22 protein-coding genes are annotated in these 21235 nt (G+C 63.2%); 15 read left to right on the top strand and 7 right to left on the bottom strand.

What is annotated here, in order from left to right; translation table 11 throughout:
* Positions 1-122: 122 nt before the first annotated feature.
* Positions 123-704, bottom strand: a complete 582-nt coding sequence (locus FYJ44_RS12075) for a KamA family radical SAM protein (protein WP_229772686.1) — start codon at positions 702-704, stop codon at positions 123-125.
* A gap of 372 nt (positions 705-1076) precedes the next feature.
* Here FYJ44_RS12075 and FYJ44_RS12070 point away from each other — a divergent pair, with 372 nt between their 5' ends.
* The 6 genes from FYJ44_RS12070 to FYJ44_RS12040 all read left to right on the top strand — a co-directional run bounded on the left by FYJ44_RS12070 (position 1077) and on the right by FYJ44_RS12040 (position 6320).
* Entirely contained in the window at positions 1077-1871 is a 795-nt protein-coding gene (locus tag FYJ44_RS12070) for a flagellar hook-basal body protein (protein ID WP_154512492.1), read from the top strand.
* A gap of 45 nt (positions 1872-1916) precedes the next feature.
* Positions 1917-2702, top strand: a complete 786-nt coding sequence (gene flgG / locus FYJ44_RS12065; protein ID WP_154512490.1) for a flagellar basal-body rod protein FlgG — start codon at positions 1917-1919, stop codon at positions 2700-2702.
* A gap of 93 nt (positions 2703-2795) precedes the next feature.
* The gene (gene flgA / locus FYJ44_RS12060) at positions 2796-3986 is read left to right on the top strand and encodes a flagellar basal body P-ring formation chaperone FlgA (protein WP_326833686.1); all 1191 of its coding nucleotides are present in this window, start codon (positions 2796-2798) and stop codon (positions 3984-3986) included.
* Between the two features lie 32 nt (positions 3987-4018).
* Entirely contained in the window at positions 4019-4738 is a 720-nt protein-coding gene (locus FYJ44_RS12055; protein WP_154512486.1) for a flagellar basal body L-ring protein FlgH, read from the top strand.
* A gap of 463 nt (positions 4739-5201) precedes the next feature.
* Complete coding sequence (locus FYJ44_RS12045; protein ID WP_154512482.1) at positions 5202-5630, top strand: TOBE domain-containing protein; 429 nt, start codon at positions 5202-5204, stop codon at positions 5628-5630.
* A gap of 123 nt (positions 5631-5753) precedes the next feature.
* A complete protein-coding gene (locus tag FYJ44_RS12040) occupies positions 5754-6320 on the top strand; it encodes a nitroreductase family protein (RefSeq protein ID WP_154512480.1) in 567 nt (188 codons plus the stop codon).
* Positions 6321-6599: 279 nt separating this feature from the next.
* Here FYJ44_RS12040 and FYJ44_RS12035 read toward each other — a convergent pair whose 3' ends face one another.
* Complete coding sequence (locus tag FYJ44_RS12035; RefSeq protein ID WP_154512478.1) at positions 6600-6929, bottom strand: CGGC domain-containing protein; 330 nt, start codon at positions 6927-6929, stop codon at positions 6600-6602.
* 299 nt (positions 6930-7228) lie between these two features.
* On the opposite strand from FYJ44_RS12035, the gene FYJ44_RS12030 reads away from it, so the two are divergent.
* Complete coding sequence (locus FYJ44_RS12030) at positions 7229-8440, top strand: iron-containing alcohol dehydrogenase (protein WP_154512476.1); 1212 nt, start codon at positions 7229-7231, stop codon at positions 8438-8440.
* Between the two features lie 88 nt (positions 8441-8528).
* Here the strand turns inward: FYJ44_RS12030 and FYJ44_RS12025 are convergent, their stop codons facing one another.
* The gene (locus FYJ44_RS12025; RefSeq protein WP_154512474.1) at positions 8529-10499 is read right to left on the bottom strand and encodes a molybdopterin biosynthesis protein; all 1971 of its coding nucleotides are present in this window, start codon (positions 10497-10499) and stop codon (positions 8529-8531) included.
* A gap of 236 nt (positions 10500-10735) precedes the next feature.
* Between FYJ44_RS12025 and FYJ44_RS12020 the strand changes: the two genes are divergently transcribed.
* From FYJ44_RS12020 to FYJ44_RS11985, 8 genes are all read left to right on the top strand, one after another.
* Positions 10736-11533 carry an HpcH/HpaI aldolase family protein gene (locus tag FYJ44_RS12020; RefSeq protein WP_154512472.1) on the top strand — a complete coding sequence of 266 codons (798 nt, stop codon included), beginning with the start codon at positions 10736-10738 and terminating at the stop codon, positions 11531-11533.
* Complete coding sequence (locus FYJ44_RS12015; protein WP_320861025.1) at positions 11530-12444, top strand: NAD-dependent epimerase/dehydratase family protein; 915 nt, start codon at positions 11530-11532, stop codon at positions 12442-12444. The genes FYJ44_RS12020 and FYJ44_RS12015 overlap by 4 nt, the downstream gene beginning before the upstream one ends.
* On the top strand, positions 12437-13468 hold the full coding sequence (locus FYJ44_RS12010; protein WP_154512468.1) for a glycosyltransferase family 8 protein: 1032 nt from the start codon (positions 12437-12439) through the stop codon (positions 13466-13468). The genes FYJ44_RS12015 and FYJ44_RS12010 overlap by 8 nt, the downstream gene beginning before the upstream one ends.
* A 75-nt stretch (positions 13469-13543) precedes the next feature.
* Complete coding sequence (locus FYJ44_RS12005; RefSeq protein WP_154512466.1) at positions 13544-14314, top strand: 3-deoxy-manno-octulosonate cytidylyltransferase; 771 nt, start codon at positions 13544-13546, stop codon at positions 14312-14314.
* Positions 14315-14962 carry an acyltransferase gene (locus FYJ44_RS12000; protein ID WP_154512464.1) on the top strand — a complete coding sequence of 216 codons (648 nt, stop codon included), beginning with the start codon at positions 14315-14317 and terminating at the stop codon, positions 14960-14962.
* A gap of 225 nt (positions 14963-15187) precedes the next feature.
* Complete coding sequence (locus tag FYJ44_RS11995; protein WP_154512462.1) at positions 15188-15823, top strand: HAD family hydrolase; 636 nt, start codon at positions 15188-15190, stop codon at positions 15821-15823.
* A 76-nt stretch (positions 15824-15899) separates the two neighbouring features.
* The gene (locus FYJ44_RS11990) at positions 15900-16907 is read left to right on the top strand and encodes a hypothetical protein (RefSeq protein WP_154512449.1); all 1008 of its coding nucleotides are present in this window, start codon (positions 15900-15902) and stop codon (positions 16905-16907) included.
* Between the two features lie 480 nt (positions 16908-17387).
* Positions 17388-17807, top strand: coding sequence for a YbjQ family protein (locus FYJ44_RS11985; RefSeq protein ID WP_154512430.1), 420 nt, complete (start codon positions 17388-17390; stop codon positions 17805-17807).
* A gap of 74 nt (positions 17808-17881) precedes the next feature.
* Here the strand turns inward: FYJ44_RS11985 and truA are convergent, their stop codons facing one another.
* The 4 genes from truA to thiD form a co-directional block, all read right to left on the bottom strand.
* A complete protein-coding gene (gene truA / locus FYJ44_RS11980; RefSeq protein ID WP_154512428.1) occupies positions 17882-18658 on the bottom strand; it encodes a tRNA pseudouridine(38-40) synthase TruA in 777 nt (258 codons plus the stop codon).
* A complete protein-coding gene (locus FYJ44_RS11975; protein WP_154512426.1) occupies positions 18658-19920 on the bottom strand; it encodes a MotE family protein in 1263 nt (420 codons plus the stop codon). The genes truA and FYJ44_RS11975 overlap by 1 nt, the downstream gene beginning before the upstream one ends.
* On the bottom strand, positions 19877-20314 hold the full coding sequence (fliJ, locus tag FYJ44_RS11970; protein WP_154512424.1) for a flagellar export protein FliJ: 438 nt from the start codon (positions 20312-20314) through the stop codon (positions 19877-19879). Before fliJ ends, FYJ44_RS11975 begins: the two co-directional genes overlap by 44 nt.
* Before the next feature lie 119 nt (positions 20315-20433).
* On the bottom strand, positions 20434-21234 hold the full coding sequence (gene thiD / locus FYJ44_RS11965; protein ID WP_154512422.1) for a bifunctional hydroxymethylpyrimidine kinase/phosphomethylpyrimidine kinase: 801 nt from the start codon (positions 21232-21234) through the stop codon (positions 20434-20436).
* Between the last annotated feature and the right edge of the window lies 1 nt (position 21235).

Below are 21235 nucleotides of genomic sequence, written 5' to 3'. Positions count from 1 at the left end.
TCGACCGCGTGCAGTCAATTTGGCATTCTTATGGCTGTTCACCCTGTCCTCGGCTCGGTTTACTGTTGTCTGTCAACTCCAGCTTTACCGGCTTGAGGCAGGGTGAACAACCTATTGGAACATTACATGTAGATACGCATGGGCAGCACCACTGGAGTGCGGCTGCCGATCCGGATGGCGTCCAGATGCCCCAGGCTGCAGAGATCCTCCAGGTATTCGCGGAGCACGGACGTGGGGTTGAGCAGGGCGTCGCCGCCGGAGAGCAGAATATTGCTGATCTCGGTATGCTCGCGGATATACGCCATGATTTTGTCGCGCTGCGGGCGTGTTTCCTTGTCTTCCAGGCCTACCAGACGTTTGCGGAAGCAGTGACGGCAATACATGGCGCAGGCGTTGGTGGTCAGAATCAGCGCGGTTTGCGGGTATTTGTGCTGCAGGCCGGGCACCACGGTATTGGACGCTTCGCCGCTGGTGTCGAAGCGTCCGCCCGGGTCGAGCTCGTCCGGGCTGGGAACACACATCTTCCGTATGGGATCATGAGGATCTGAAGGATCGACCAGAGACAGATAGTAGGGCGGAATGGAAAAAGGAAACCGCTTGCTGATCCGTTGCAATTGCTCCAAATGCTCTTCCCGGAAGAAGATGTGCTCTTGCAGTTGCTCGACAGTGACAATATTTTCTTTGAGCATGTTCTGCCAAGACATGGGCGCACCTCCTTTTCGGATTATGTCACATATATAACATGTAATTAAACTATAAAGCAAGCGGTTTATGATTTGTTGATTTTGTCGGACTCGGCAATATGGCCCTCCCAACATCTGATAAAGGTTCCTGACTTACGATATTGCGAAACAATGAATAGCCGGATTGTAACGATATTGACACGTAAGGATATATGCCTGTTTTGCGGCCGCGCCGAATTTCGCCCGCGCGCCGCCGGGCTGCCCGGAAAGGAAGGCCGGGCCGTCGATCTTTGTGGCCCGTTCCTTGCATAATTTCCGGCAAAGGCTGCTTCGGCCTTGGGCAACGGCTGCGCCCGCCCGACGGGCAAGCGGCCGCGGACAAAGGAGTTTTTTATGCAAGACGCGTTGTTTAGCGGGCTTTTCGGCGCGCTGACCACAGAACACCGCATGAGCATCATCGCCAATAATTTGGCGAACGTGAATACCCACGGCTATAAACGCGACACCCTGGCTTTCAAGGACACCATGGCTTCCTATGCGCATGACGAGATCCGTGAGCCCCTGATGAATCTGCGGTCCGATCCGCTCTTTCCCGAGCCCAAGAATATGGCCCGGCCCCGCATCGCCGTGTCCAAACTCGACTTTTCCCAGGGGTCCATGCAATTCACCGGCGATCCGCTGGATGTGGCCATCAGCGGCGAGAACGCCTTTTTCCGGGTGAACACGCCCAACGGGGATTACCTGACGCGCAACGGCCACTTTCTGTTGTCCGGCGACGGCACGGTGATGACCCCGCAGGGCTATCCGCTCCAGGGCACGGGCGGCAACATCGTCATTCCGCCGGGCACGCGCAACGTGCTCATCGGCGGGGACGGCCAGGTCATTGCCGACGGCGCGGTCGTCAACCAGATCGCCCTGATCAATGTGGACAATCCGCAGAATCTGGAAAAGCTGGGCCACAATCTGTTCCGCCCGCGCGAAAACGTGAATGTGGCCGAGGGCGATGCCTATCTGGCCGGCGCGCGGCTGGAGCAGGGCTTCACCGAGGCGGCCAATGTGGAAGTGGTGACGGAAATGGTCAACATGATTGAAGTGCAGCGGCAGTTTGAGGCCTACCAGAAGGTGATGCAGACCTCGGATACCCTGGACCGCGCGGCTAACGAAAAAATAGGGCGCCGCCAGGGCTAGCCCGCGCGCGGGCCTGCCGCGTGACTGAGAGAAGGAGAAATCCCCATGATGCGTTCCCTGTATACCGGCGCCACGGGCATGGTGGCCCAGCAGCTCAACATCGACGTCATTTCCAACAACCTGGCCAATGTGAACACCACTGGCTTCAAAAAAAGCCGGGCCGAATTCGAGGACTTGATGTACCAGACCATGAAGATCGCCGGTTCCATCACCGAGGGCGACAACCGGCTGCCCGTGGGCATCCAGGTGGGTATGGGCGTGCGGCCCACGGCTGTGCACAAGTTCTTCACCCAGGGCGACTTCCAGAATACGGGCAACGCTCTGGACGTGGCCATTGAAGGCGACGGCTTTTTCCAGGTGGATGTGAACGGCGAGCTGATGTACACCCGCGCCGGTTCCTTCAAGCTCAACCAGGACGGCACCGTGGTCACGGCCAACGGCTACATTTTGCAGCCGGAATTCGCCGTGCCCGCGGAAACCAAGAACATTTCCATTTCTTCCTCCGGCCATATCGCGGCGCTGGACAGTGAGGGGCAGGAAATCGCCGGCGCGGAAATCCCGCTCTACACCTTCATCAATCCGGCGGGTCTGGACGCGCGCGGCCGTAATCTCTACACGCCTACCGAAGCTTCCGGCGCGGAAACCGAAGGCGTGCCCGGCACGGACAACGTGGGCACCCTGGCCCAGGGTTTTCTGGAAATGTCCAATGTGGAAGTGGTGGACGAGATGGTCAATATGATCGTGGGCCAGCGCGCCTATGAGGTCAATTCCAAAGCCATCCAGACCTCGGACTCCATGCTGGGCATCGCCGTGCAGCTCAAGCGCAGTTAGGACTGAAGGGGACGGACCATGCGCGGACGGCAAGCATTCGGGACAGGCGGGAGCGAACTCCGGGCGCGCGGCTCATACGGCCGTGCGCGGGCCGTGCTTGCGCTTTTCGTTTTGGCGTTGCTCTGCGCATTGTGTCCCGAGCCGCTTCAGGCCGCGGCCCAGGGGGGCGTGCCGCAGGCCGTCTGGCAGGACAGCGAGCGCAATCACCGCCGTTCGCCTTCGCAGATCAAGCGCCAGTTGCGCCCGCCGCAGGTGCGCGCCGCCCAGATTCCCCTGGCCGCCGGAGCCCAGGACCAGCGCGCCGCCAAGACTCGCGATCTCGTGGCGGCCAATGCCGTGCCCCTGGCCGCGCCGCCCGCCGCCGGGGACCAACTGCCCATGCTGGAGCAGGGCGACTGGCGGCTCAAGGTGGCCGCCGCCGCCGTGACCAACAACGACACAGTGCTGCTGGGCGACATCGCCGCGCCGCTGGGTCATATGGACCCCGCGCTCTGGAGCGATCTCAAAAACCGTCGGCTCTGGCCCGCGCCGCCGGAAGAGGGCAAACCCCTCCAGGTCAACCGTTCCCGTCTTTCACAGGCGTTGCGCCAGAGCCTGGGCAACGATCTGGCCGGGCGCTGCATTCTGCCCACCTCGCTGGTCATCCAGCGCGGCGGCCTGGTGTTCAGGGAAGATGACCTGCGTTCCTATGTCGTCAAAAGCCTGACGCCTCAACTGGCCGCCATGCCCGGCGAGGCTGAACTGAGCGAATTCCGCTTGCCGGAATATATTTTTCTGGCCCACAGCCAGCAGCGCATCCAGCTGGAACCCGGCAAACTCGCGCCGGGCCGCGTGCCTCTGCGCTTTGCCGTGCAGGAGGCGGACGGCGCCGTGTTGCGGCGGGTGGCCGGAACAGTAAACCTGACTTTGTGGATCACCGTGCCCGCGGCTTCCAGGCCGCTGGGCAAGGGCGACGCGCTGACGCCCGAAGCAGTGACCTTCATGCGCATCAACGCCAATCAGTTGCGGGATCTGCCCTGGGACGGCCATGGCGGCCCCTGGCAGGTGGTGCGCTCCCTGAACACGGGCGAGCCCATTCTGCAAAGCGATCTGGCCAGCCAGCTCATGGTCCGGCGCGGCGGCATCCTGACCCTGATCTACACGCGCGGCAATCTGCGCATGACCACCCAGGCGGAAGCCCTGGCCGACGGCGAGCCCGGCGCCACCATTCCGGTGCGGAATTTGCAAACCAAAAAACAGGTCTACGCCACCGTCAAAGACGGCAGCACCGTAGAGATCCATTAAGCCGCGCCACGCGGCCGCGAGGAGAGGAGCGTATGAAAACACAGTTGATCGTCCCGGTTCTGGGGCTGGCATTTCTGCTCTGCACGGCCTGCGGCGGCGGCGCGCACAAGCGCCCGGCCCTGCAGCCTCCGGTCACGCCGCCGCAGGAGTACCGCCAGGAAACCAGCGGCCCCAACAATCCCGGTTCGCTCTTCGCCGCCAGCGAGGAGGACACGCTTTTTGCCGACAGCCGCGCCCGGCGCGTGGGCGACATCGTGGTGGTCAAGCTGGTGGAAAACACCAAGGCCCAGAACAAGGCCGAGACCACGGCCAACAAGGACGGCTCCAACGATTACCAGGTGGCCGCCATGTTCGGCAAAAGCAAGAGCGGCTTCATCCCTCTGGTGGGCCTCGGCCCGCAAAGCCGCGTGGGCACGCCGACCTTGAGCACCACCTCGGTCAGCGATCTTTCGGCCACAGGCAAGACCAAGCGTGAAAACTACGTGACCACCTCCATGGCGGCCCGTGTTCTCCGCGTACTGCCCGGCGGCCTGTTGCAGATTGAGGGCGCGCGCGAGATCCGGGTCAACGAGGAAACCGAATATATGGTGGTGCGCGGCATGATCCGCTCCAAGGACGTGGATGCCGAAAACAGCGTCTATTCCACCCAGATCGCGGACGCGAGCATTGAATACTACGGACGCGGCGTGCTGGCCGACAAGCAGAAGCCGGGGTGGTTTACGCGGCTGATGGACAATATCTGGCCTTTCTAGGGCAGAGTAACGTTACTTTGTCGGGCCGTTGGCCCGGTTTGGCAACGGCAATGTTGTAACTTTCTGAATTTCCAGAGGCCTGACGTGCCCCAATCACGCCGGGCCACAACATCCGGCCTCCATCCGGGTGGCAAAAGGCGGAGCTCCCCCTCCGCTTTTTTGTGCGTCTGAAGATATTTTTTGTGGAACAGCGAAAAAATTTCGGCGGACGCGCCTTGCAAAAACCCAAGCGTGACAATAATCACGGTTTATTGCAACAACGTGATTATAAAGGAGTTGAGAGCGATGCCGCCGGGTGGGGGCTGCACTTCCTTTGCGCCCATATGCATTGAAAGCGGCAAAGCGTGACCGGCTGGACCTTTGGGGGGAATACGCCTACAAAATCGCATCGTGACAGCAACTCGCGGCGGACGCGTTCCGCCGCCATCTTCGCGGGGCTGTGCCCGCGGCAAGGAGAAAAAATATGGAAACCAGCGCAAGAAATGTTTTTCACGGCAAGGTCGTGGCGGTTCGTTCCGGCGCGGTCAACGATGAAGTGGAACTGAGCGTGGAAGGCGGCCAGAGCATCGTGGCCTCCATCACCCAGACCAGCACCAAAAAACTGGGCCTCAAGCCCGGCGTGGAGGCCATGGCCCTGATCAAGGCCAGCTTCGTTCTGCTGATGAACGACGCCGAGGACTATCTGCTTTCCACCCGTAACCAGTTCAGCGGCACTGTGTCCAGGGTGACCCCCGGCGCGGTCAACGCCGAAGTGCTGGTGGACCTGCTCGGCGGCACGGGCATCACCGCCATCGTGACCATGGGCAGCGTGGACAAACTCCAGCTGGCGCCGGGCAAGAAAGTCACGGCCATCGTCAAGGCCATGCACGTCATTCTGGCCGTGCCCAGATAAACGGCGGGCAAAGGTCTTTCACCGATTCGGGGGCGTGTCGCACAGCGGCGCGCCCCTTTGTCTTTGATATCAAATGGCGCTATGCTGCGCCTGTATACTGATCCACTTGCAAGGAGAACGAACATGGATATTCTGGAATGCATCAGAACACGGCGCAGCATCCGCACATATACGGACAGACCCATCAGCGAAGAAACCCTGCGCGAACTTATCGGTCTGGGCGTCAAGGCGGCCACGGGTTCCAACGAGCAGCCCTGGGGCTTCGCGGTTATTCAGGATAAGGACGAAATCCAGCGCCTTTCCGAAGAAACCAAAGGCTGGCTTTTGGAGCACCTCGCCGACTATCCCTACCTCGAACAGTACAGGGAGTGGCTGAACAAGCCCTCCTACAGCGTATTCAACCATGCCGGCACACTGTTGCTCATTTACGGCGACACGGCGTCCCACTGGTATGCCTACGACGGTTCCCTGTGCGCGGCCAACATCATGCTGGCCGCGCACAGCATGGGCATCGGCACCTGCTGGATCGGCTTCGGCGAGCACATTCTGGACACGCCCGAATTCAAGCGCGTCCATAATGTGCCGGAATCCTACCGCCTGGTCTGCCCCATGACGCTGGGCTACAGCAAGGCGAGCCTGCCGCCTTCGGAACGGAAGGAACCGCGAATCTTTTCCTGGCGGAAAGCCTGAACGCGCTTCCGGCGGGAATAACAATGCGGAGCGGCGGCCGGATTACATTTCCGGCCGCCGCTCCTTTTTATCTGGATCAGGCAAGCCTGCCCAAGGCCGGAGCGTTTCATTTCAGCTCTTGCCGGTCTTTCATTCCATCCGCCTGCGCTTCGCTGCGGCGGAGCAAAGGCGGCGTTGCCTCTTTTTGTTTATTTCTACGGCTATCCTGCCAATAGATAACAATTTTTTAGATGCGCCCGCCCTGAAACGCGTCATTACGGACTGAATTTTCGCGGCACATCAATGGGTGTATTCCAGCACAGGGAAATCGTCGCCCAGCTTACGGCGGATGGCCGCCAGCATCATTTCCCGGTTGGGGCAGGGGAAGCCGATGGGGTTGCCTTTGGTGATGCAGGAGGCCAGGGCCACGGCTTCGGCTCCCCGGTCGCGGAGCATCTGGGCGCGCAGCACGGCGCTCTTGCCGGGACAGCCTCCGCAGGAAATGAAGCCCACCACCTCGCAGCCTCCCAAGGATTCAAACGCGCCCTTGCCTTTGGCGGCCGTGACGAAGTCCGTGGTTCCGGGACAGTAATCCTCAGTCTGCCGACAACGGATAATGCCGATTTTCATGGCGATGCCCTCCTGAAGAGCGGTGTTGATCCGGCTTCCGCCGGAGCTGTTACCTTACGACCTTTACGGCATGGCGGCAAGCCGTGGTCTTTTTTATTGTGAATGTTTGGACAAATAAAAGGCGTGCTGCAAAAATATTTTATTTTTTCTTAGTATGAATATATTATATATTGAAATTATTAGATAAATATTTTGTGAAATTTTATACAAATCCTTGACCTCCACTGGACGTGAGTCTATCTTTGAATTGAAAAGATTGAGCAATCAAACAGCACAGGCATCGACATATGGAGGTCGCCATGTGGGATGAAGGTTGCGATTATAATACTGTCAGGGAAATCCGCGTGAAGACTACCGCCTACCTGGGCGTGGGCGCCATAGATAAAATCGACGACATTCTGGGCCGGTTCAGGGCCGAAGGCGTGCGGGCGCTGCTTTGCGTCAGCGGCGGGCACGCCTACAAGGCCACGGGCGCGTGGGACAAGGTGGAGGCGGCCGCCGCCAGGCACCGGATCAGGCTCGCCCTGTACAACAAGGTTACGCCCAATCCCACCACGGAAAGCGTGGACGAGGCCGCCGCCCTGGGCCGGGCGGTCAATGCCGAAGCCGTGCTGGCCATCGGCGGTGGCAGCCCCATTGACTGCGGCAAAAGCGCGGCCATCCTGCTGGCCAATCCCGGCAAGACCGGCGAGGATCTCTACTGTTTCCGCTTCACGCCGACCACGGCGCTGCCGGTCATTGCCATCAACCTGACCCACGGCACGGGCAGCGAAGTGAACCGTTTCGCCGTGGCCACGGTGACCCGGCTCAACTACAAGCCCGCCATCGCTTACGACTGCATCTATCCGCGTTACGCCATCGACGATCCGGCCCTGATGACCGGCCTTTCAGCCGACCAGACCCGCTACGTCTCCATCGACGCGGTCAATCACGTGATAGAGGCCGCCACCACCACGGTATCCAATCCCTTTGCCGTGATGCTCGCGCGGGAGACTGTCCGCCTGGTGCACGCCTGGCTGCCCAAGGCCGTGGCAGATCCCAAAAACCTGAAGGCGCGGTATGAGCTGGCCTTTGCCGCCATGCAGGCCGGAGTGGCCTTTGACAACGGCCTGCTGCACTTCACCCACGCTCTGGAGCATCCGCTCAGCGCCGTGCAGCCGAACCTGACCCACGGCCTGGGCCTGGCCGTGCTGCTGCCCGCCGTCATTGAAGAATGTTATCCCGCGCGGCCCGGCGTGCTGGCCCATATTCTGGAACCCCTGGCTCCCGGCCTCAAGGGCACGCCCGACGAGGCCCGCAAGGCCGCCAAGGCCGTGGAGGAATGGCTGTTCAGCCTGGGCGTGACCCGGAAGCTGACGGACCTCGGCATCAGCGAGGCGGATGTGGACAAGTTCTGCGACCTGGTGGAGCAGACCCCCTCGCTGGGCCTGCTGCTCTCCGTGGCGCCGGTCAAGGGATCACGTGAGCGCGTGGCCAGGATTTATCGTAATTCCTTGCGGCCCATGCTCTGATCTGGCCCAAGCCTCCGCCGGGTCCGTTCGCGGCCCGGCCTTCCGACCGAAACCCCGCCGTTCTCCCGTCGGCGGGGTTTCGCCGCGATTATTCCCCCAGCCGGACGCCCGGGTGCATGATCTGTCCGGTGAGCCCGGTTTCATAGCCGCCCAGATTTTCCAGGCGGGCCTTGAAGGCTTCGGTTTGCAGCATGTCGCGCACGGCCAGGATGCGCGGGTCTTCCCAGAAGCGTTCCGGAACGGCCAGATCGTAGCGTTCGCGCGCCAGAGGCACGAAATCCAGGCCCAGAGCCCGCGCCGCCGCGTAAATGCCCATGCCGCAGTCCGCCGCGCCGGTCAGCACGTTGACGGCCACGGCCATGTGTGTGCTTTCTTCCTTGGCGTAGCCGTCCACATCCGCGGGTTTGAGGCCCGCGCGCCGCAGATGCCAGTCAAAGAGGATGCGCGTGCCCGCGCCGCGCTGGCGGTTGATGTAGCGCAGGCCTTTGCCCTTGAGATCCTCCACGCCCCTGACGCCCTTGGGATTGCCCGCCGGGACGATCAGGCCCTGCCGGCGGATGGCCAGGTTGAGCAGCACGATCCTGCCCTCGGGATAAAACTTGCGCAGAAAGGCGAAGTTGAAGTCGCCGCTGTCCTCTTCCAGCAGATGCATCCCGGCCATGTGGCAGACGCCCTTTTTCAGGGCCGCGATGCCGCCCATGCTGCCCACATGCGCGGAAATCAGGCGGAAGGCGCGGGGCAGGCCCATGAGTTCGTCGGCCAGCAGGTCCAGCACGTTGTCGTGGCTGCCCACGCAGATCAGATTGTCGTAGAGCCGGGCCGGGGGCACGGAGAGGCGCGCCCGCACCAGGCTGTCCTCGGCGATGCCTTCGGCCTCGGCCGGAATGCGCATGACCGCCTGGGCGCGTGTCACTGTGGTGATGTTGCCCGCGCCCCGGTTGAGCGGAATGCCCACGGCCTTTTCTCCCACCCGGCCCACGGCCAGATGCACGAATTCCTCCAGCCCGAGGCGCGAGGGCAGACTGCGGGTCAGCTCCACCTCGATTTCGGGCCGGGCGGGCAGGGGGCGGTGCGCCAGCAGGCAGATGACCGGGGTGATCAATTCCTCAAAACAGATCAGGCTGCTCACCGGATAGCCCGGCGCGCCGAATACGGGCCGTCCCCGGCAGATTGCGGCCAGCGAGGGTTTGCCGGGCATGGCCGCGATGCCGTGCACCAGGATTTCCCCCTCGCTTTCCAGGATGGAGCGGGTGTAGTCCTTGCTGCCCGCCGAGGAACCGGCGCAAAAGATCACCGCATGCGCGCCCGCGTCCAGGCTGTCCAGCAGGGCCGCGCGCAGCCGGTCCGGCTGGTCCGGCACGGGCTTGACGCGCTCCACCCGGCAGCCCAGTTCGCGGGCCATGGCCGCCAGCACCTGCGAATTGGATTCCACGACCTGTCCCCGGCCCGGATCGGGGCGCTGCTCGAAGTCCAGCACTTCGTCGCCCGTGGGGATGATGCGGACCAGCGGCTGTTCCCAGACCGGCACTTCCCAGATTCCGCCGGAGAGCAGCGCGCCCACGTCGCAGGGACGGATCTGGTGATTGCGCGGGAAGAGCAGTTCCGTGGCCACAATGTCCTCGCCGATACGCCGCACGTGTTGCCAGGGAAAGGCCGGAGCCTCGACGCTCACGCCGCCCCGGCCGTCCACGGCCACATGCTCGATCATGATCACGGCGTCGCAGTTCGCGGGCAGGGGCTGCCCGGTATTGACCGCGAAACAGGTTTCGCCTTCGCGCAGCAGCAGGGGCTCGCCCTCGCGCGCGGCAAAGGTGTCCGCCGCGCGCACGGCAAAACCGTCCATGGCCGCCGCGTGACAGGTGGGCGAGGAATAGCGGGCGTGCACGGCTTCGTGCAGCACCCGGCCCACGGCCTCCTGCGCCGGGCAGAATTCCCTGCCCGGCAGAAGCGAGCGGACGTCGTCCTGGCCTGCTGACCGGTCGGCCAGGGCGTCCAGCACCTTGGCCACGGCTTCGGGCAGAGGCAGGATTTTCAGGTAGACATTGCGTTTGAAGGACATGGGTTCTCCTGAGGCTGACTGTGTTTGAATCAGCATAGTCGTTTTGGCGGAAAAGGAAAAGAAAAGGCCCTCCCGCGAGGAGGCCGCATCTTGTTTTCATATCCGTCCGGCGTCGGCCGTCGGTCCGTGTCCCCCACAATTCCGGAAGCGCGGGCCGGGATATTGCGCCCAAGGCGGCCAAGCGCTATGTTGAACCGTTCCGCAACCCCAACCCTACGGCGGCAAGCCGTTATTTTATGACCGTACATGACATCCGCGCCCTGCTGGCCCGCGACAAGCCCACTGTGGGCACCTGGCTGCAACTGCCCTCGCCGGACGTAGCCGAACTCATGGCCCGCGCCGGGTATGACTGGGTGGCCGTGGACATGGAGCACGGCTCCTTCGGCCGCACCGGCCTGCCGGACATTTTCCGGGCCATTGAATGCGGCGGGGCCGCGCCCTTCGCCCGTCTGCCCGAAGCGACCAAGACGCAGATCAAATCCGCGCTGGAAGCCGGGGCGCAGGGCCTGATCTTTCCCATGATCGAAAGCCGCGAACAGCTCGACAAGGCCATTGACTGGGCCGTGTATCCCGGGCAGGACGCGTGGCGAGCGCCGGGCGAAACAGCGGCGGAATATCGGGGCGTTGGCTATTGCCGGGCCAACGTCTTCGGCAAGAATTTTGAGGAATACCGGCAGGAACGCGCGCCCGAGCTTTTTCTGGCGGCCCAGATCGAGCATATCCGGGCCGTGGACAATCTGGACGCCATCCTGACCCATCCCCGTCTGGACGCCATCATGGTCGGGCCCTACGACCTTTCGGGCAGCATGGGCCTGACCGCGCAATTCGATCATCCGGACTTCAAGGCGGCCATGGCGCGCATTCAGGCGGCCTGCCAAAAACACAAGGCGCGTATGGGCCTGCACATCGTGCAGCCTGATCCGGCGGAACTGGCCCGGCAGGTGGCGGCGGGCAGCCGCTTCATCGCCTACGGCATTGACTCGGTATTTTTATGGCAAGGGGCCGAACGCCCCGGCGTGGAGAACCAGCTGTGAAAATCACTGTTTTCGGCGGCTCCGGCTTTCTGGGCTCGCATATCTGCGACAAGCTTTCCGAGGCCGGACACGCGGTGACCATTGTGGACCTGCATCCTTCGCCCTGGCTGCGGCCGGACCAGATCATGCTCACAGGCGACATTCTGGATGAGGAGACCGTGCGCAAAGGTGTGGAAGGCGCGGATATGGTCTTCAACTACGCGGGCATCGCGGACATCGGCGAGGCCAACAACCGCCCGGTGGACACGGCGCGCATCAACGTCCTGGGCAACGTCATGATTCTCGAGGCCTGCCGCAAGGAGCAGGTCAAACGCTATGTCTTCGCCTCGTCCCTGTACGTCTACGGCAAGTCCGGCGGCTTTTACCGCTGCAGCAAGCAGGCCTGCGAGATTTATATCGAAAACTACCAGGCCATGCACAACCTGCCGTACACCATATTGCGCTACGGCTCGCTCTACGGCCCGCGCGCGGACAAGCGCAACGCCATTGAGCGTTTCGTCAGTGAGGCCCTGACCACGGGCTGCATCACCTATTACGGCGCGCCCACGGCCCTGCGCGAATACGTGCACGTGGACGACGCCTCCACGGCCACCCTGGCGGTGCTGGCCCCCGAATTCGAGAACCAGAACATCATCATTTCCGGCAACCAGCCCATGCGGGTGGGGGATCTGTTCAAAATGATCGGCGAAATGCTCGGCAAGGAGCTGACCATCAATTATCAGAACGATCCCAACAGCGGGCATTACCAGATCACGCCCTACGCCTTCATGCCCAAGGTGGGGCGCAAGCTGGTGCCGCCGCTCACGGTGGATCTGGGCCAGGGCATACTGCGGGTCATGGAAGAGGAGCACAAGGCCCTGCACCCGGAACTGCAGACCGAAGGGGGCTATCTGGTCCCGACCGATGACTAGCGCCGCCACGGCGGGGGATGCCGCCGGCGCGCCGGGCCGTCCCTCCCGTCTGGTGACCTTGGGCGTCACCGGCGACTGGGCCTTCGCGGCGGGCACGCTGCTGTCGGCCCTGCGGCGACACAATCCTGACCTGGATGCGGACATCCTTGTCTTTCACGACGAGGCCCTGCGGCCCACGGACCAGGCTCTGCTGGAAGGCCTGGGGGCGCGTTGCGAGCCTTTCGCCGTGGCCTGTGACGGGCTGCGGCCCGAGGCCGTGCGTCTTTTCTCGCCGCTCTGCCTGGCCAAGTTCGCCTGCTTCCGCCTGTTGTCCGACTATGAAAGCGTGCTCTGGCTGGATACGGACCTGCTGATCCAGGACAGCCTGGAGGACATCTGGCCTTGCGGCCCCCTGGCCCTGGCCGTGGAAGACCCGGAATTTACCGGCGCAGGCCGCACCAGCCCGGTCCGCGTCAATTTTTATGAGGACGTGCCCGGCGTGGACGCGGATGCGCCCAACCTGAACTCCGGGGTCATTGTCTGGCGGCGCGGCCTGCGCGATCCCGAGGCGCTGGAGCGGCGTTGCCTGGACTTTTTGCGGGAGCACGGCCCCCGGCTACGCTATCCGGATCAGGCGGCCTTCAACGCCCTGGCCCAGTGGATGCGCGTCGAGCGGCCCGGCGAACTGGCCGAGCTGCCGTTGCGTTTCAACTGCCATCCGCGCAATCCGGCGGCCGTGTACGCGCCGGTGGTGCATGCCTTCGGCGCGTACAAGCTCTGGAACGACGGGCTTACCGCCGCCTGCTTTCCCGAATGGCAGCGGGACTATGCCCGCTGGCTGCGCCGGGGCGGCAGCCCCTATGCCGGGCCGGTGGAAAACGCGGCCTATGGCGAGAGCGGGGCCTTCTATCTTTTGCGCGGGCTCTTTGATACCATCGGCAGGAGCGAACAGGCCCTAGACGCGCTGCAAGAGCGGCTGGCCGCGGAAAGCGAGACGCGGGAAAAACTGGAAGCCCTGTTGAAGCGCGTGCGCTCACGCGCGTGACACACGTGAAACCTGCCGGTCAGAATATAGTGTCCCAGCCATGTACTCTATAAAGGTAATCTGAGGAGAGGGAATATGAACATCATTGCCATCATCCCGGCGCGCATGGGCTCCAGCCGCTATCCGGGCAAACCGCTGGCCCTGATCCACAATGTGCCCATGGTGGGGCATGTGACCTTCCGCACGGCCATGAGCACGGTGCTGTCCGACACCTATGTGGCCACCTGCGACAGCATCATTGAGGATTACTGCAAAAACGCGGGCCTCAAGTGTGTGATGACCGGCGACCACCATGTGCGCTGCTCCACGCGCACGGCCGAGGCCCTGCTCAAGATTGAGGCCGCCACGGGCAAAAAGGCCGACATCGTGGTCATGGTCCAGGGCGACGAGCCCATGGTCCGGCCCGAAATGATCGACGCCGCCGTGCGGCCCATGCTGGACGACCCGTCCATCAACGTGGTCAACCTCATGGCCGACATGGACACCCTGGAGGAATTTGAAGATCCCAACGAGGTCAAGGTGGTGGTGGACCGCTTCGACAACGCCCTGTATTTTTCGCGCGAACCCATTCCGTCCCGCAAAAAGGGGTCGGACAAGGTGCCCATGCGCAAGCAGGTCTGCATCATCCCCTTCCGGCGCGATTATCTGCTCCGCTTCAATGAAATGGAGGAAAGCCCGCTGGAAATCTATGAATCCGTGGACATGATGCGCATTCTGGAATACGGCGAAAAAGTCCGCATGGTGCCTACCGACTGCCGCACCTGGAGCGTGGACACGCCCGAGGATCTGGCTCGGGTGGCCCGGCTCATGGAAGGCGACGATTTGATGAAGGCGTACAGCAAGTAAATGGAAAGCCCGGCACCTTCTTCCGGCGCTTCCGGTTCCGCCGCGCCCGTGTCCGCCCCTGCCGCCCTTTCGGCGTGGTCCCGTCTGGGGACCGCGCTGGAGGAATTCTGGATCGCGCTGTTCGCGTGGGTGCCCACGCCTCTGGGCCTGGCCCTGCGCCTGCTGGCCTGGCGCTGGCTGTTCGCGGCCTGCGGTTCGGCGCGCTTCGGCACGGGCCTGACCCTGGCCGGTTGCCGGAATATGCGCCTGGGCAACGGCGTGCGTCTGGGCCGGGGCTGTTTTGTGACCGCCGGGGGCGGCAGTCTGGTTCTGGGCGACAATGTGGCCGTGTCGCCCTGCGCGCATCTGGGGGCCGACGGCGGGCGCATCGAGATAGGCGCGCATACGGCCATCGGGCCGGGCACGGTGATCCGCGCGGCCAATCACCGCTTTGAGCGGCAGGATCTGCCCATCATGCGCCAGGGCCATCAGCCGGGCGAAGTGTTTATTGAGGACGACGTCTGGATCGGGGCCAACTGCGTCATCACGCCCGACGTGCGCATCGGGCGCGGGGCCGTGGTGGGCGCGGGCGCGGTGGTCACGCGCAATGTGGCTCCCTTTTCCATTGTGGCCGGGGTGCCGGCCAAGGAGATCGGACGCCGTGGCTAGGGGCTGTCCTAAATTGGTTCTTTTGCCTTCCAGCTTCGCCAATCTGCGCTTTTTGCTCCAGTCGAGTACCATTGAGAGTACACTCCTTTCGCAAAAAGCTTGTTTTCCTCGCTGGAAAGGCAAAACTCCTCAATTTAAACAGCCCCGGAGCATTTGACACTTGAAATGCTCTCGTATGCGCCGTTGCAACCGGGACAATACGTGATTATTTTTTGAGGAAAACATATGCCTTTGCAATGTCTGGTTTTTGACTGCGACGGAGTGATTCTGGACAGCGTGCCGGTCAAGACGCGGGCTTTCGCCCGTCTGGCCGAGCCCTTCGGCCCGGAAGCGCGGGACCGTTTCGTCATGTATCATACGGTGCACGGCGGGGTCAGCCGCTACAAGAAGTTTGAATGGTTCTTCCGCGAAGTGCTGGGCCGCGAGATCAGCGAGGAGGAATCCGCCCAGTGGGGCCGCCGTTTCGCGGAATACGCCCTGGACGAAGTGCGCCGCTGCCCGCTGATCCCCGGCGTGCGGGACGTGCTGGAAACCTGGCGCGGCCGTTTGCCGCTCTATGTCTGCTCCGGCGCGCCGGAAGAGGAACTGCGTCTGGTCCTGCATGAACGCCGACTGGAAGCTTATTTTACCGGCATCCACGGTTCGCCCCCGGCCAAGGCCCAGGTGCTTGAGCGCATCGTGCGCGACGCCGGGGTGGAAGCTGAAAACGTCCTGATGGTGGGCGATGCCGTGACGGACCGCGACGCGGCGGACCATGTGGGCGCCTTGTTCTACGGCGTGGGGCAGGAACTCAAGGGCGGTCCCTTTCCTTGGGGCGCGGATCTGACCGGGCTCAACGACTGGATCCGGGCCAGGGTCTGACGTGCGCCTTTCCTTGCACATATGCCCGCCTCTCAGCCGGACGGGTTCCGGCGGAGAGCCGATTTCTTTTCTTGCCATGAAAAAAGCTCTTGTTTTGCTCTGTTGTTTCTGGCTGGCCCTGGCTCTGACGGCCTGCGGCTCCGGCGACGAAGATAAGGCCGGAAAAACCGCCGGAGAGAGCGCGCCCGCCGCCTCGGCGGAACCGTCCGCCGCGCCGTCCTTGGTTCCCGAAGCTGCGGAAACGGCCCCCGCCGTTCCCGCGTCCCTGCCTCCGGCCACGCCCGAGGAAAAAGCGCGGGCCGACAGGATGGTGGATTTCTACAATACCGCCGCCGCGGCCCTGTCCGGCGGCTGGTATGGCCTGCCCGACGTATTGCTGAACAATGCGCGCGCCTACCTGGAGGACTGGCGTCTGGCGGCCCGGCCCGCTGTGCGCGGCGCGCGGGGGGACGCGGCGCGCGGTCTTGCGCCCGCCAAGGGGCTTTTCCCGGCGGCGACGGAAGCGCAACTGGCCCAGTGGGTACGGGACATGGACAAGGCTCTGGACGCCATGCTGGCGGACTACAAATCCCTGGAACGCTACGTGAAGGACGACAGCGTCATCGACGACGGCGTCAGGGGCAAAAAGCTGGTGGAGAGCCTGGGCGCGTCCCATGCCGTTTTTATGGCCGCCCGCGACAGCTATCTGGAAATTGTGGAGGCGCGGGCCGCGCAGGCCGAGGAAGTGCTGCTGCGCGACCATCCTCTTCAGCGCCAGATCGTGGCGGCGGAAAAAATCTTTTCTCTTTTCCGCAAGGCCGCCGGTCTGCTGGGGCCGGAAAAGCCGGACAAAGAAGCCCTGGAAAAACTGCGCCGTGAGCTGGAATCCGTTCTTGCCAAGGCCGGGCGGCCGCCGTTCCCGGCGTCGCCGGAACTGGAGCGGAGCTACCGCGCCTTTCTCAAGGAAGCCGCGCTGTTTCCCGAGGGCCTTGCGCGCGGTCTGGCCGAAGGATTTTACAGTCCGCTCCGGCGTGATCTGAACAGCATCGCCGCTCGCAGCCGCGAGGCGTATAATGCTTTTGCGCGGGCGGCCAACCAATCCTAGGGCGAGTTTCCCAATGGGGCCTTTTGCCCTCTGGCTGCGTCATCTATGCTGTCTTTATTCGTACGGCTCACAAGTTCGCCTCCGGCTAAAGTGAAGCGAGTGCCATCAGGGTACACTCCCTTCGCAAAACAGCTTGTGTTCCTTGCCGGAAAGTCAAAACTCCACAATTTGGAAACAGCCCTTGGCGCAGCTTACCGTTAAGAATGTACCTTCTTAATATTTAAAGGTTCCCGTTTCGACGTTTGACAGCGCAAATACATCGCGTTTCCGCCTCCTGTAAGGCGGGCCATTTCATCCCGGCAATTGTCAGTTTACTGACGATTGCCGGGTTTTATTTATATAACATATTGATATTTATGATATAAATTGTATTGGCAAGCCGTTTGCAAAAAGAAGAGTGAAAAAGCTTTGCGTGTCCGGCCATGTCCGGCAATTCAAGTGCGCCAAGCGCGCCAATTCCGCCAATACCGGAGGTTCAGCATGTTTTTTTTGCTGGGAGGCAATGACAAAAAAGCCCGCAAGGCCGAGAAGCAGATGCGTATGTCTGACAGCACCGCCCGCGTGCGCAACGTCTTTCTGGCCGGGCGTTTTCCCGTGGTGACCACCCATCAGGTGGAGGGCCGCCGCATCGCCAAGGTGCTGGGTCTGGTCTGCTGCCGGGGCTATGATTCGGACGAGGCCTTTTTCGGCATGGCGGGCCGCGCCATGAACAAGGGGGCTCAGGCTATTGTGGGCTACAGCGAAAATGTGGCCTTCCACCCGGACGGCAGCAAATATTTTTCCTGCTTCGGCACGGCCGTCATGTTTGAATACGATCCCGCGGACCCCGATGCTCTGCCGCTGATGCTCCAGCAGAAATTCAAGCAACGGGAGCAGCAGCCCAACAGTGATATGATCTGAGCGCCGTTGTCCCCAACAACGCCAAAAGCCGCCGGTTACAGGCGGCTTTTGGCGTTGTTGAAGCGTCCTGAAATTTACTGGGGATACTCCACACGGACCAGCGCCAAGCCCCCGGCCGGAGCCGTGACCGAGGGCACGGCCCGGCGGTCGCGGGCCGCCAGCAGGGCCGGGATGCTTTCGGGATGGATTTTGCCCTGGCCGCAGGCCGCCAGCAGACCGGCCATATTGCGCACCATCTGCTTGAGAAAGCCGTTGGCCGTGACGGTCAGGCGCAGCAGGGGCGCGTGCGGGGGGTAAAATTCGCACGGCGGCAGAATGTCCAGGGCGGCAGTGCTGATGTGGCGCGTCGTGCTTTCCATGTCCGTGCCCGCGTTTTGCAGCCCGGCAAAGTCCTGTTCGCCCAGCAGATACGGCAGGGCCGCGCGCATGGCCTGCACATCCAGCGGACCGCAGTTCCAGACAAATGGGGCCAGTTGCGGCGGCACAAAATTGCGTTCCTGCCAGAACTGGTAGGCGTAGGTTTTGCGCAGGGCGTCCTTGCGGGCGTGAAAGTCCGGCGGCGCGGGCTCGGCCGCCAGCACGCGGATTGCCGGCGGCAGCAGTGCGTTGAGGCTGCGCCGCCAGGACTGTTTGGCCTTGTCGTCGGGCACGTCGCAGTGGGCCACCTGCCCGTGGGCGTGCACGCCCGCGTCAGTGCGGCCCGAACCGTGCACCCGTACGGGCGTTCCGGCCAGCACGCGCAGGGCGGCCTCCAGCTCTCCCTGAATGGTGGGCGGCGGCGAGGGCTTTTCCTGAATCTGCCAGCCGCTGTAGCCGGCGCCCAGATAGGCCAGCAGCAGTTTCAGGCGCATCAGTCGGGCAGCCTCATGCGGGTGATCAGCTCCGTAAATTTGGCGGTCTTGGCCGGATTGGTGTAGGTCAGAATTTCGCCGGACTGTTTGGGGGCCATGCCCGACAGAATCCGGATGGCCACCCGCTCGTCCATGCTCTCCAGCGCCTTGGCCGCCGTGCGGGGCTTCATATTGGCGTACATCTGGATCAGATTGCGGATTTTCTTGTCTTCCAGGTCCTTGGCTTCGCGGATCATATCCTTCATTTTCCGCTCGGCGTCCTGCAGGTCTTTCAGACGCTGGTCCATCTGCTGGCGCAGCATAAGGATGTCCTGCTGCTGGCGGGCCAGTTCCTGGGCCTTGTCGTTGGGATCGCCGGGTGGGGGAGTGGTCGTCACCCGGGGCGCGGGCGCGGGCAGGGCGGTGGACTGGCCGCTTTGCGGCAGGGAGGGAAGGACTGAGGAGGCCCCAGCGCCGCGCGGAGGCAGCGGCGCGCCGTCGGTTCCCTGGCCGCGCGGAATATTGGCCGGAATGTCCGGCGCGCCGGGCATGGTCGTGGGCGCGCTCTGTTCCGCCGGGGTAAAGGGGGAAGCGCCGGACGGCGTCTGGGGCACGGGCATGTCCAGCGCGGCGGCGTGCGCGGCCTGCACGCTGCCAAGTCCCGGAATGGGCAGGTTTTTCAGGCCCAGCGCGTCCAGCAGGCCGTCGTCGCGGCCTGTGCGGCGTACCGGAGAGGCGGCCAGCAGAGGCGCAACGTTTTCGTTCGGGGCCGGTGTCCCGGCTTCGGCCACAGGGCCGCCCAAAGGCGCGGGAGCGGGCAGAGCGGGCGGGCTGAATACGGCGTCACCCGCAGCGGCGGCGATGTTGCTTCCGGCTGTGACCATGGGCGCGGGAAGCGCGGCGTCCGCTCCCGTCTGCGTCTGGCGGCGCGGCTTTGCGGCGGCGGCCAGTTGCGCGGCGGCGGACCCTTGGGGCAGATCGCCGGACGGCAGAGGGTCGGAGGAATCGCGCTGAAGGGTTTTGCCGGGAACTGTGGAGGCGGCGCTGTTTTCAGGAGCGCGCGCCGTCAGCAGAGGGGCGGCGGGATCGACGGCGGCGCTTCGGACGGCCTCGTGCGCGTCCTGCCGCGCCATGTCGCGCGGAGCGTCGCCAAGCCGGCCCGGCAGCGGCACGTCCAGCATGAGCATGCCCAGAACGGCAAGTTTGATGAAGCACAATACCGCCAGCCAGCGGAAGAGCTTAGAAAGACGGAGCCTTGTAGCGGAGGGTCGCGATTTCGTCATTGAAGCGTTGCTCCTTCAACTGTTCTTCGCGGGCATAATATTGTTTCTGCCGTTCCTTGAGTTTGTCCAGCAGCTTTTTGTCTATGGCGCGGGCCGCCAGCAGATTTCTGGCTTCCTCCACCATCTGGGCCAGCATGCGCACCTGCAGGGAGGCGGCGGCCTCGTCGCCGCGCAGGCCTTTGACATACTGCTCCAGCAGCCAGCGTTCGGCGGCGTCCATCATGGCTTCGTCACAGAGGCGGTCCTGGGAACGGCGCAACTCGGCCTGAAGCTGCTCCAGGCGCTCCCGGGCCTCCTGGTGGCGGCGCTGCGCCGTGGCCAGGCGCACCTTGGCCTCTTCCTCCAGTTGTTCCCGGTAGTCGAGCACTTTCTGCATTTTGAAGCGAAATGGCATGCAAGCTCCGCCTTGTTTTTGACGCTTGTCTTGGGTCGCCAGGGGGAGTTGCAATCTGCGGGCCAAAAGCCGGATCGCCCTTGGGCACGGCCCGCCGCACGCCAGGTCTTCGCGTCCGGTCAGACGTTCAGCGCCGCCGCGTGGTTCACCGGTCCGCAGCCCTTGCCGGGGCTGTAACTTTTACGCAGGGCGAGATTGAGAAATTCCTGGGCCTTGGTCACGGCCACCTGAAGGGGCAGGCCTTTGCCCAGACCCGTGGCGATGGCCGCCGAAAGCGTGCAGCCGGTGCCGTGGTTGTTTTCCGTTTCCACCTTGGCCTGGGGCAGAGCCCTGGGCTCCTGGCCGGGCAGGCAGAGGCAGTCCGTGACCACAATGGAACTGTCCATGTGCCCGCCCTTGATAAGTACTGCTTTGGCCCCCATGGAGAGCAGTTTTTCGCCCGCCGCGAAGGCGTCTTCCACATCGACGATGCTCAGGCCGGTCAGCATTTCGGCTTCAGGCCGGTTGGGCGTGAGCAGGTCGCAGCCGGGCAGGATTTCCTCTTTCAGGGCCGTCACCGCGTCCTCCTGCAACAGGCGGCTGCCGCTCTGGCTGACGGATACGGGGTCCGCCACCAGAGGGAATTTCCGTTGGCGCAGAATGGGGCTGATAGCGCGGATGATGCCCGCGGAGAACAGCATGCCGGTTTTGGCCGCGGCCACGGGAAAGCCCTCCAGCACGGTGTTCAGCTCCAGAGCCACAAAATCGGGGTCCGGCGCGTGGATGCCCGTGACGCCCTGACCGTTCTGGGCCGTCAGCGCGGTGATGACGCTCATGCCGTAGCCGCCCAGGGCCATGATGGTTTTCAGATCGGCCTGAATGCCCGCGCCGCCGCCGGAGTCGGAACCGGCAATGGTCAGAATGTTGGGGGGGGTCGGCATA

Source organism: Desulfovibrio porci, from assembly GCF_009696265.1.
Classification (GTDB): Bacteria; Desulfobacterota; Desulfovibrionia; order Desulfovibrionales; family Desulfovibrionaceae; genus Desulfovibrio; species Desulfovibrio porci.
This window is presented reverse-complemented; position numbering and strand designations above follow the sequence as displayed.

What these genes read in the sequence shown, in the direction of transcription:
- FYJ44_RS12075 (WP_229772686.1), bottom strand. Translation starts at nt 704, where the DNA reads ATGTCTTGGCAGAACATGCTCAAAGAAAATATTGTCACTGTCGAGCAA.
- FYJ44_RS12070 (WP_154512492.1), top strand. Translation starts at nt 1,077, where the DNA reads ATGCAAGACGCGTTGTTTAGCGGGCTTTTCGGCGCGCTGACCACAGAA.
- flgG (WP_154512490.1), top strand. Translation starts at nt 1,917, where the DNA reads ATGATGCGTTCCCTGTATACCGGCGCCACGGGCATGGTGGCCCAGCAG.
- FYJ44_RS12055 (WP_154512486.1), top strand. Translation starts at nt 4,019, where the DNA reads ATGAAAACACAGTTGATCGTCCCGGTTCTGGGGCTGGCATTTCTGCTC.
- FYJ44_RS12045 (WP_154512482.1), top strand. Translation starts at nt 5,202, where the DNA reads ATGGAAACCAGCGCAAGAAATGTTTTTCACGGCAAGGTCGTGGCGGTT.
- FYJ44_RS12040 (WP_154512480.1), top strand. Translation starts at nt 5,754, where the DNA reads ATGGATATTCTGGAATGCATCAGAACACGGCGCAGCATCCGCACATAT.
- FYJ44_RS12035 (WP_154512478.1), bottom strand. Translation starts at nt 6,929, where the DNA reads ATGAAAATCGGCATTATCCGTTGTCGGCAGACTGAGGATTACTGTCCC.
- FYJ44_RS12030 (WP_154512476.1), top strand. Translation starts at nt 7,229, where the DNA reads ATGTGGGATGAAGGTTGCGATTATAATACTGTCAGGGAAATCCGCGTG.
- FYJ44_RS12025 (WP_154512474.1), bottom strand. Translation starts at nt 10,499, where the DNA reads ATGTCCTTCAAACGCAATGTCTACCTGAAAATCCTGCCTCTGCCCGAA.
- FYJ44_RS12020 (WP_154512472.1), top strand. Translation starts at nt 10,736, where the DNA reads ATGACCGTACATGACATCCGCGCCCTGCTGGCCCGCGACAAGCCCACT.
- FYJ44_RS12010 (WP_154512468.1), top strand. Translation starts at nt 12,437, where the DNA reads ATGACTAGCGCCGCCACGGCGGGGGATGCCGCCGGCGCGCCGGGCCGT.
- FYJ44_RS12005 (WP_154512466.1), top strand. Translation starts at nt 13,544, where the DNA reads ATGAACATCATTGCCATCATCCCGGCGCGCATGGGCTCCAGCCGCTAT.
- FYJ44_RS12000 (WP_154512464.1), top strand. Translation starts at nt 14,315, where the DNA reads ATGGAAAGCCCGGCACCTTCTTCCGGCGCTTCCGGTTCCGCCGCGCCC.
- FYJ44_RS11995 (WP_154512462.1), top strand. Translation starts at nt 15,188, where the DNA reads ATGCCTTTGCAATGTCTGGTTTTTGACTGCGACGGAGTGATTCTGGAC.
- FYJ44_RS11990 (WP_154512449.1), top strand. Translation starts at nt 15,900, where the DNA reads ATGAAAAAAGCTCTTGTTTTGCTCTGTTGTTTCTGGCTGGCCCTGGCT.
- FYJ44_RS11985 (WP_154512430.1), top strand. Translation starts at nt 17,388, where the DNA reads ATGTTTTTTTTGCTGGGAGGCAATGACAAAAAAGCCCGCAAGGCCGAG.
- truA (WP_154512428.1), bottom strand. Translation starts at nt 18,658, where the DNA reads ATGCGCCTGAAACTGCTGCTGGCCTATCTGGGCGCCGGCTACAGCGGC.
- FYJ44_RS11975 (WP_154512426.1), bottom strand. Translation starts at nt 19,920, where the DNA reads ATGACGAAATCGCGACCCTCCGCTACAAGGCTCCGTCTTTCTAAGCTC.
- fliJ (WP_154512424.1), bottom strand. Translation starts at nt 20,314, where the DNA reads ATGCCATTTCGCTTCAAAATGCAGAAAGTGCTCGACTACCGGGAACAA.
- thiD (WP_154512422.1), bottom strand. Translation starts at nt 21,234, where the DNA reads ATGCCGACCCCCCCCAACATTCTGACCATTGCCGGTTCCGACTCCGGC.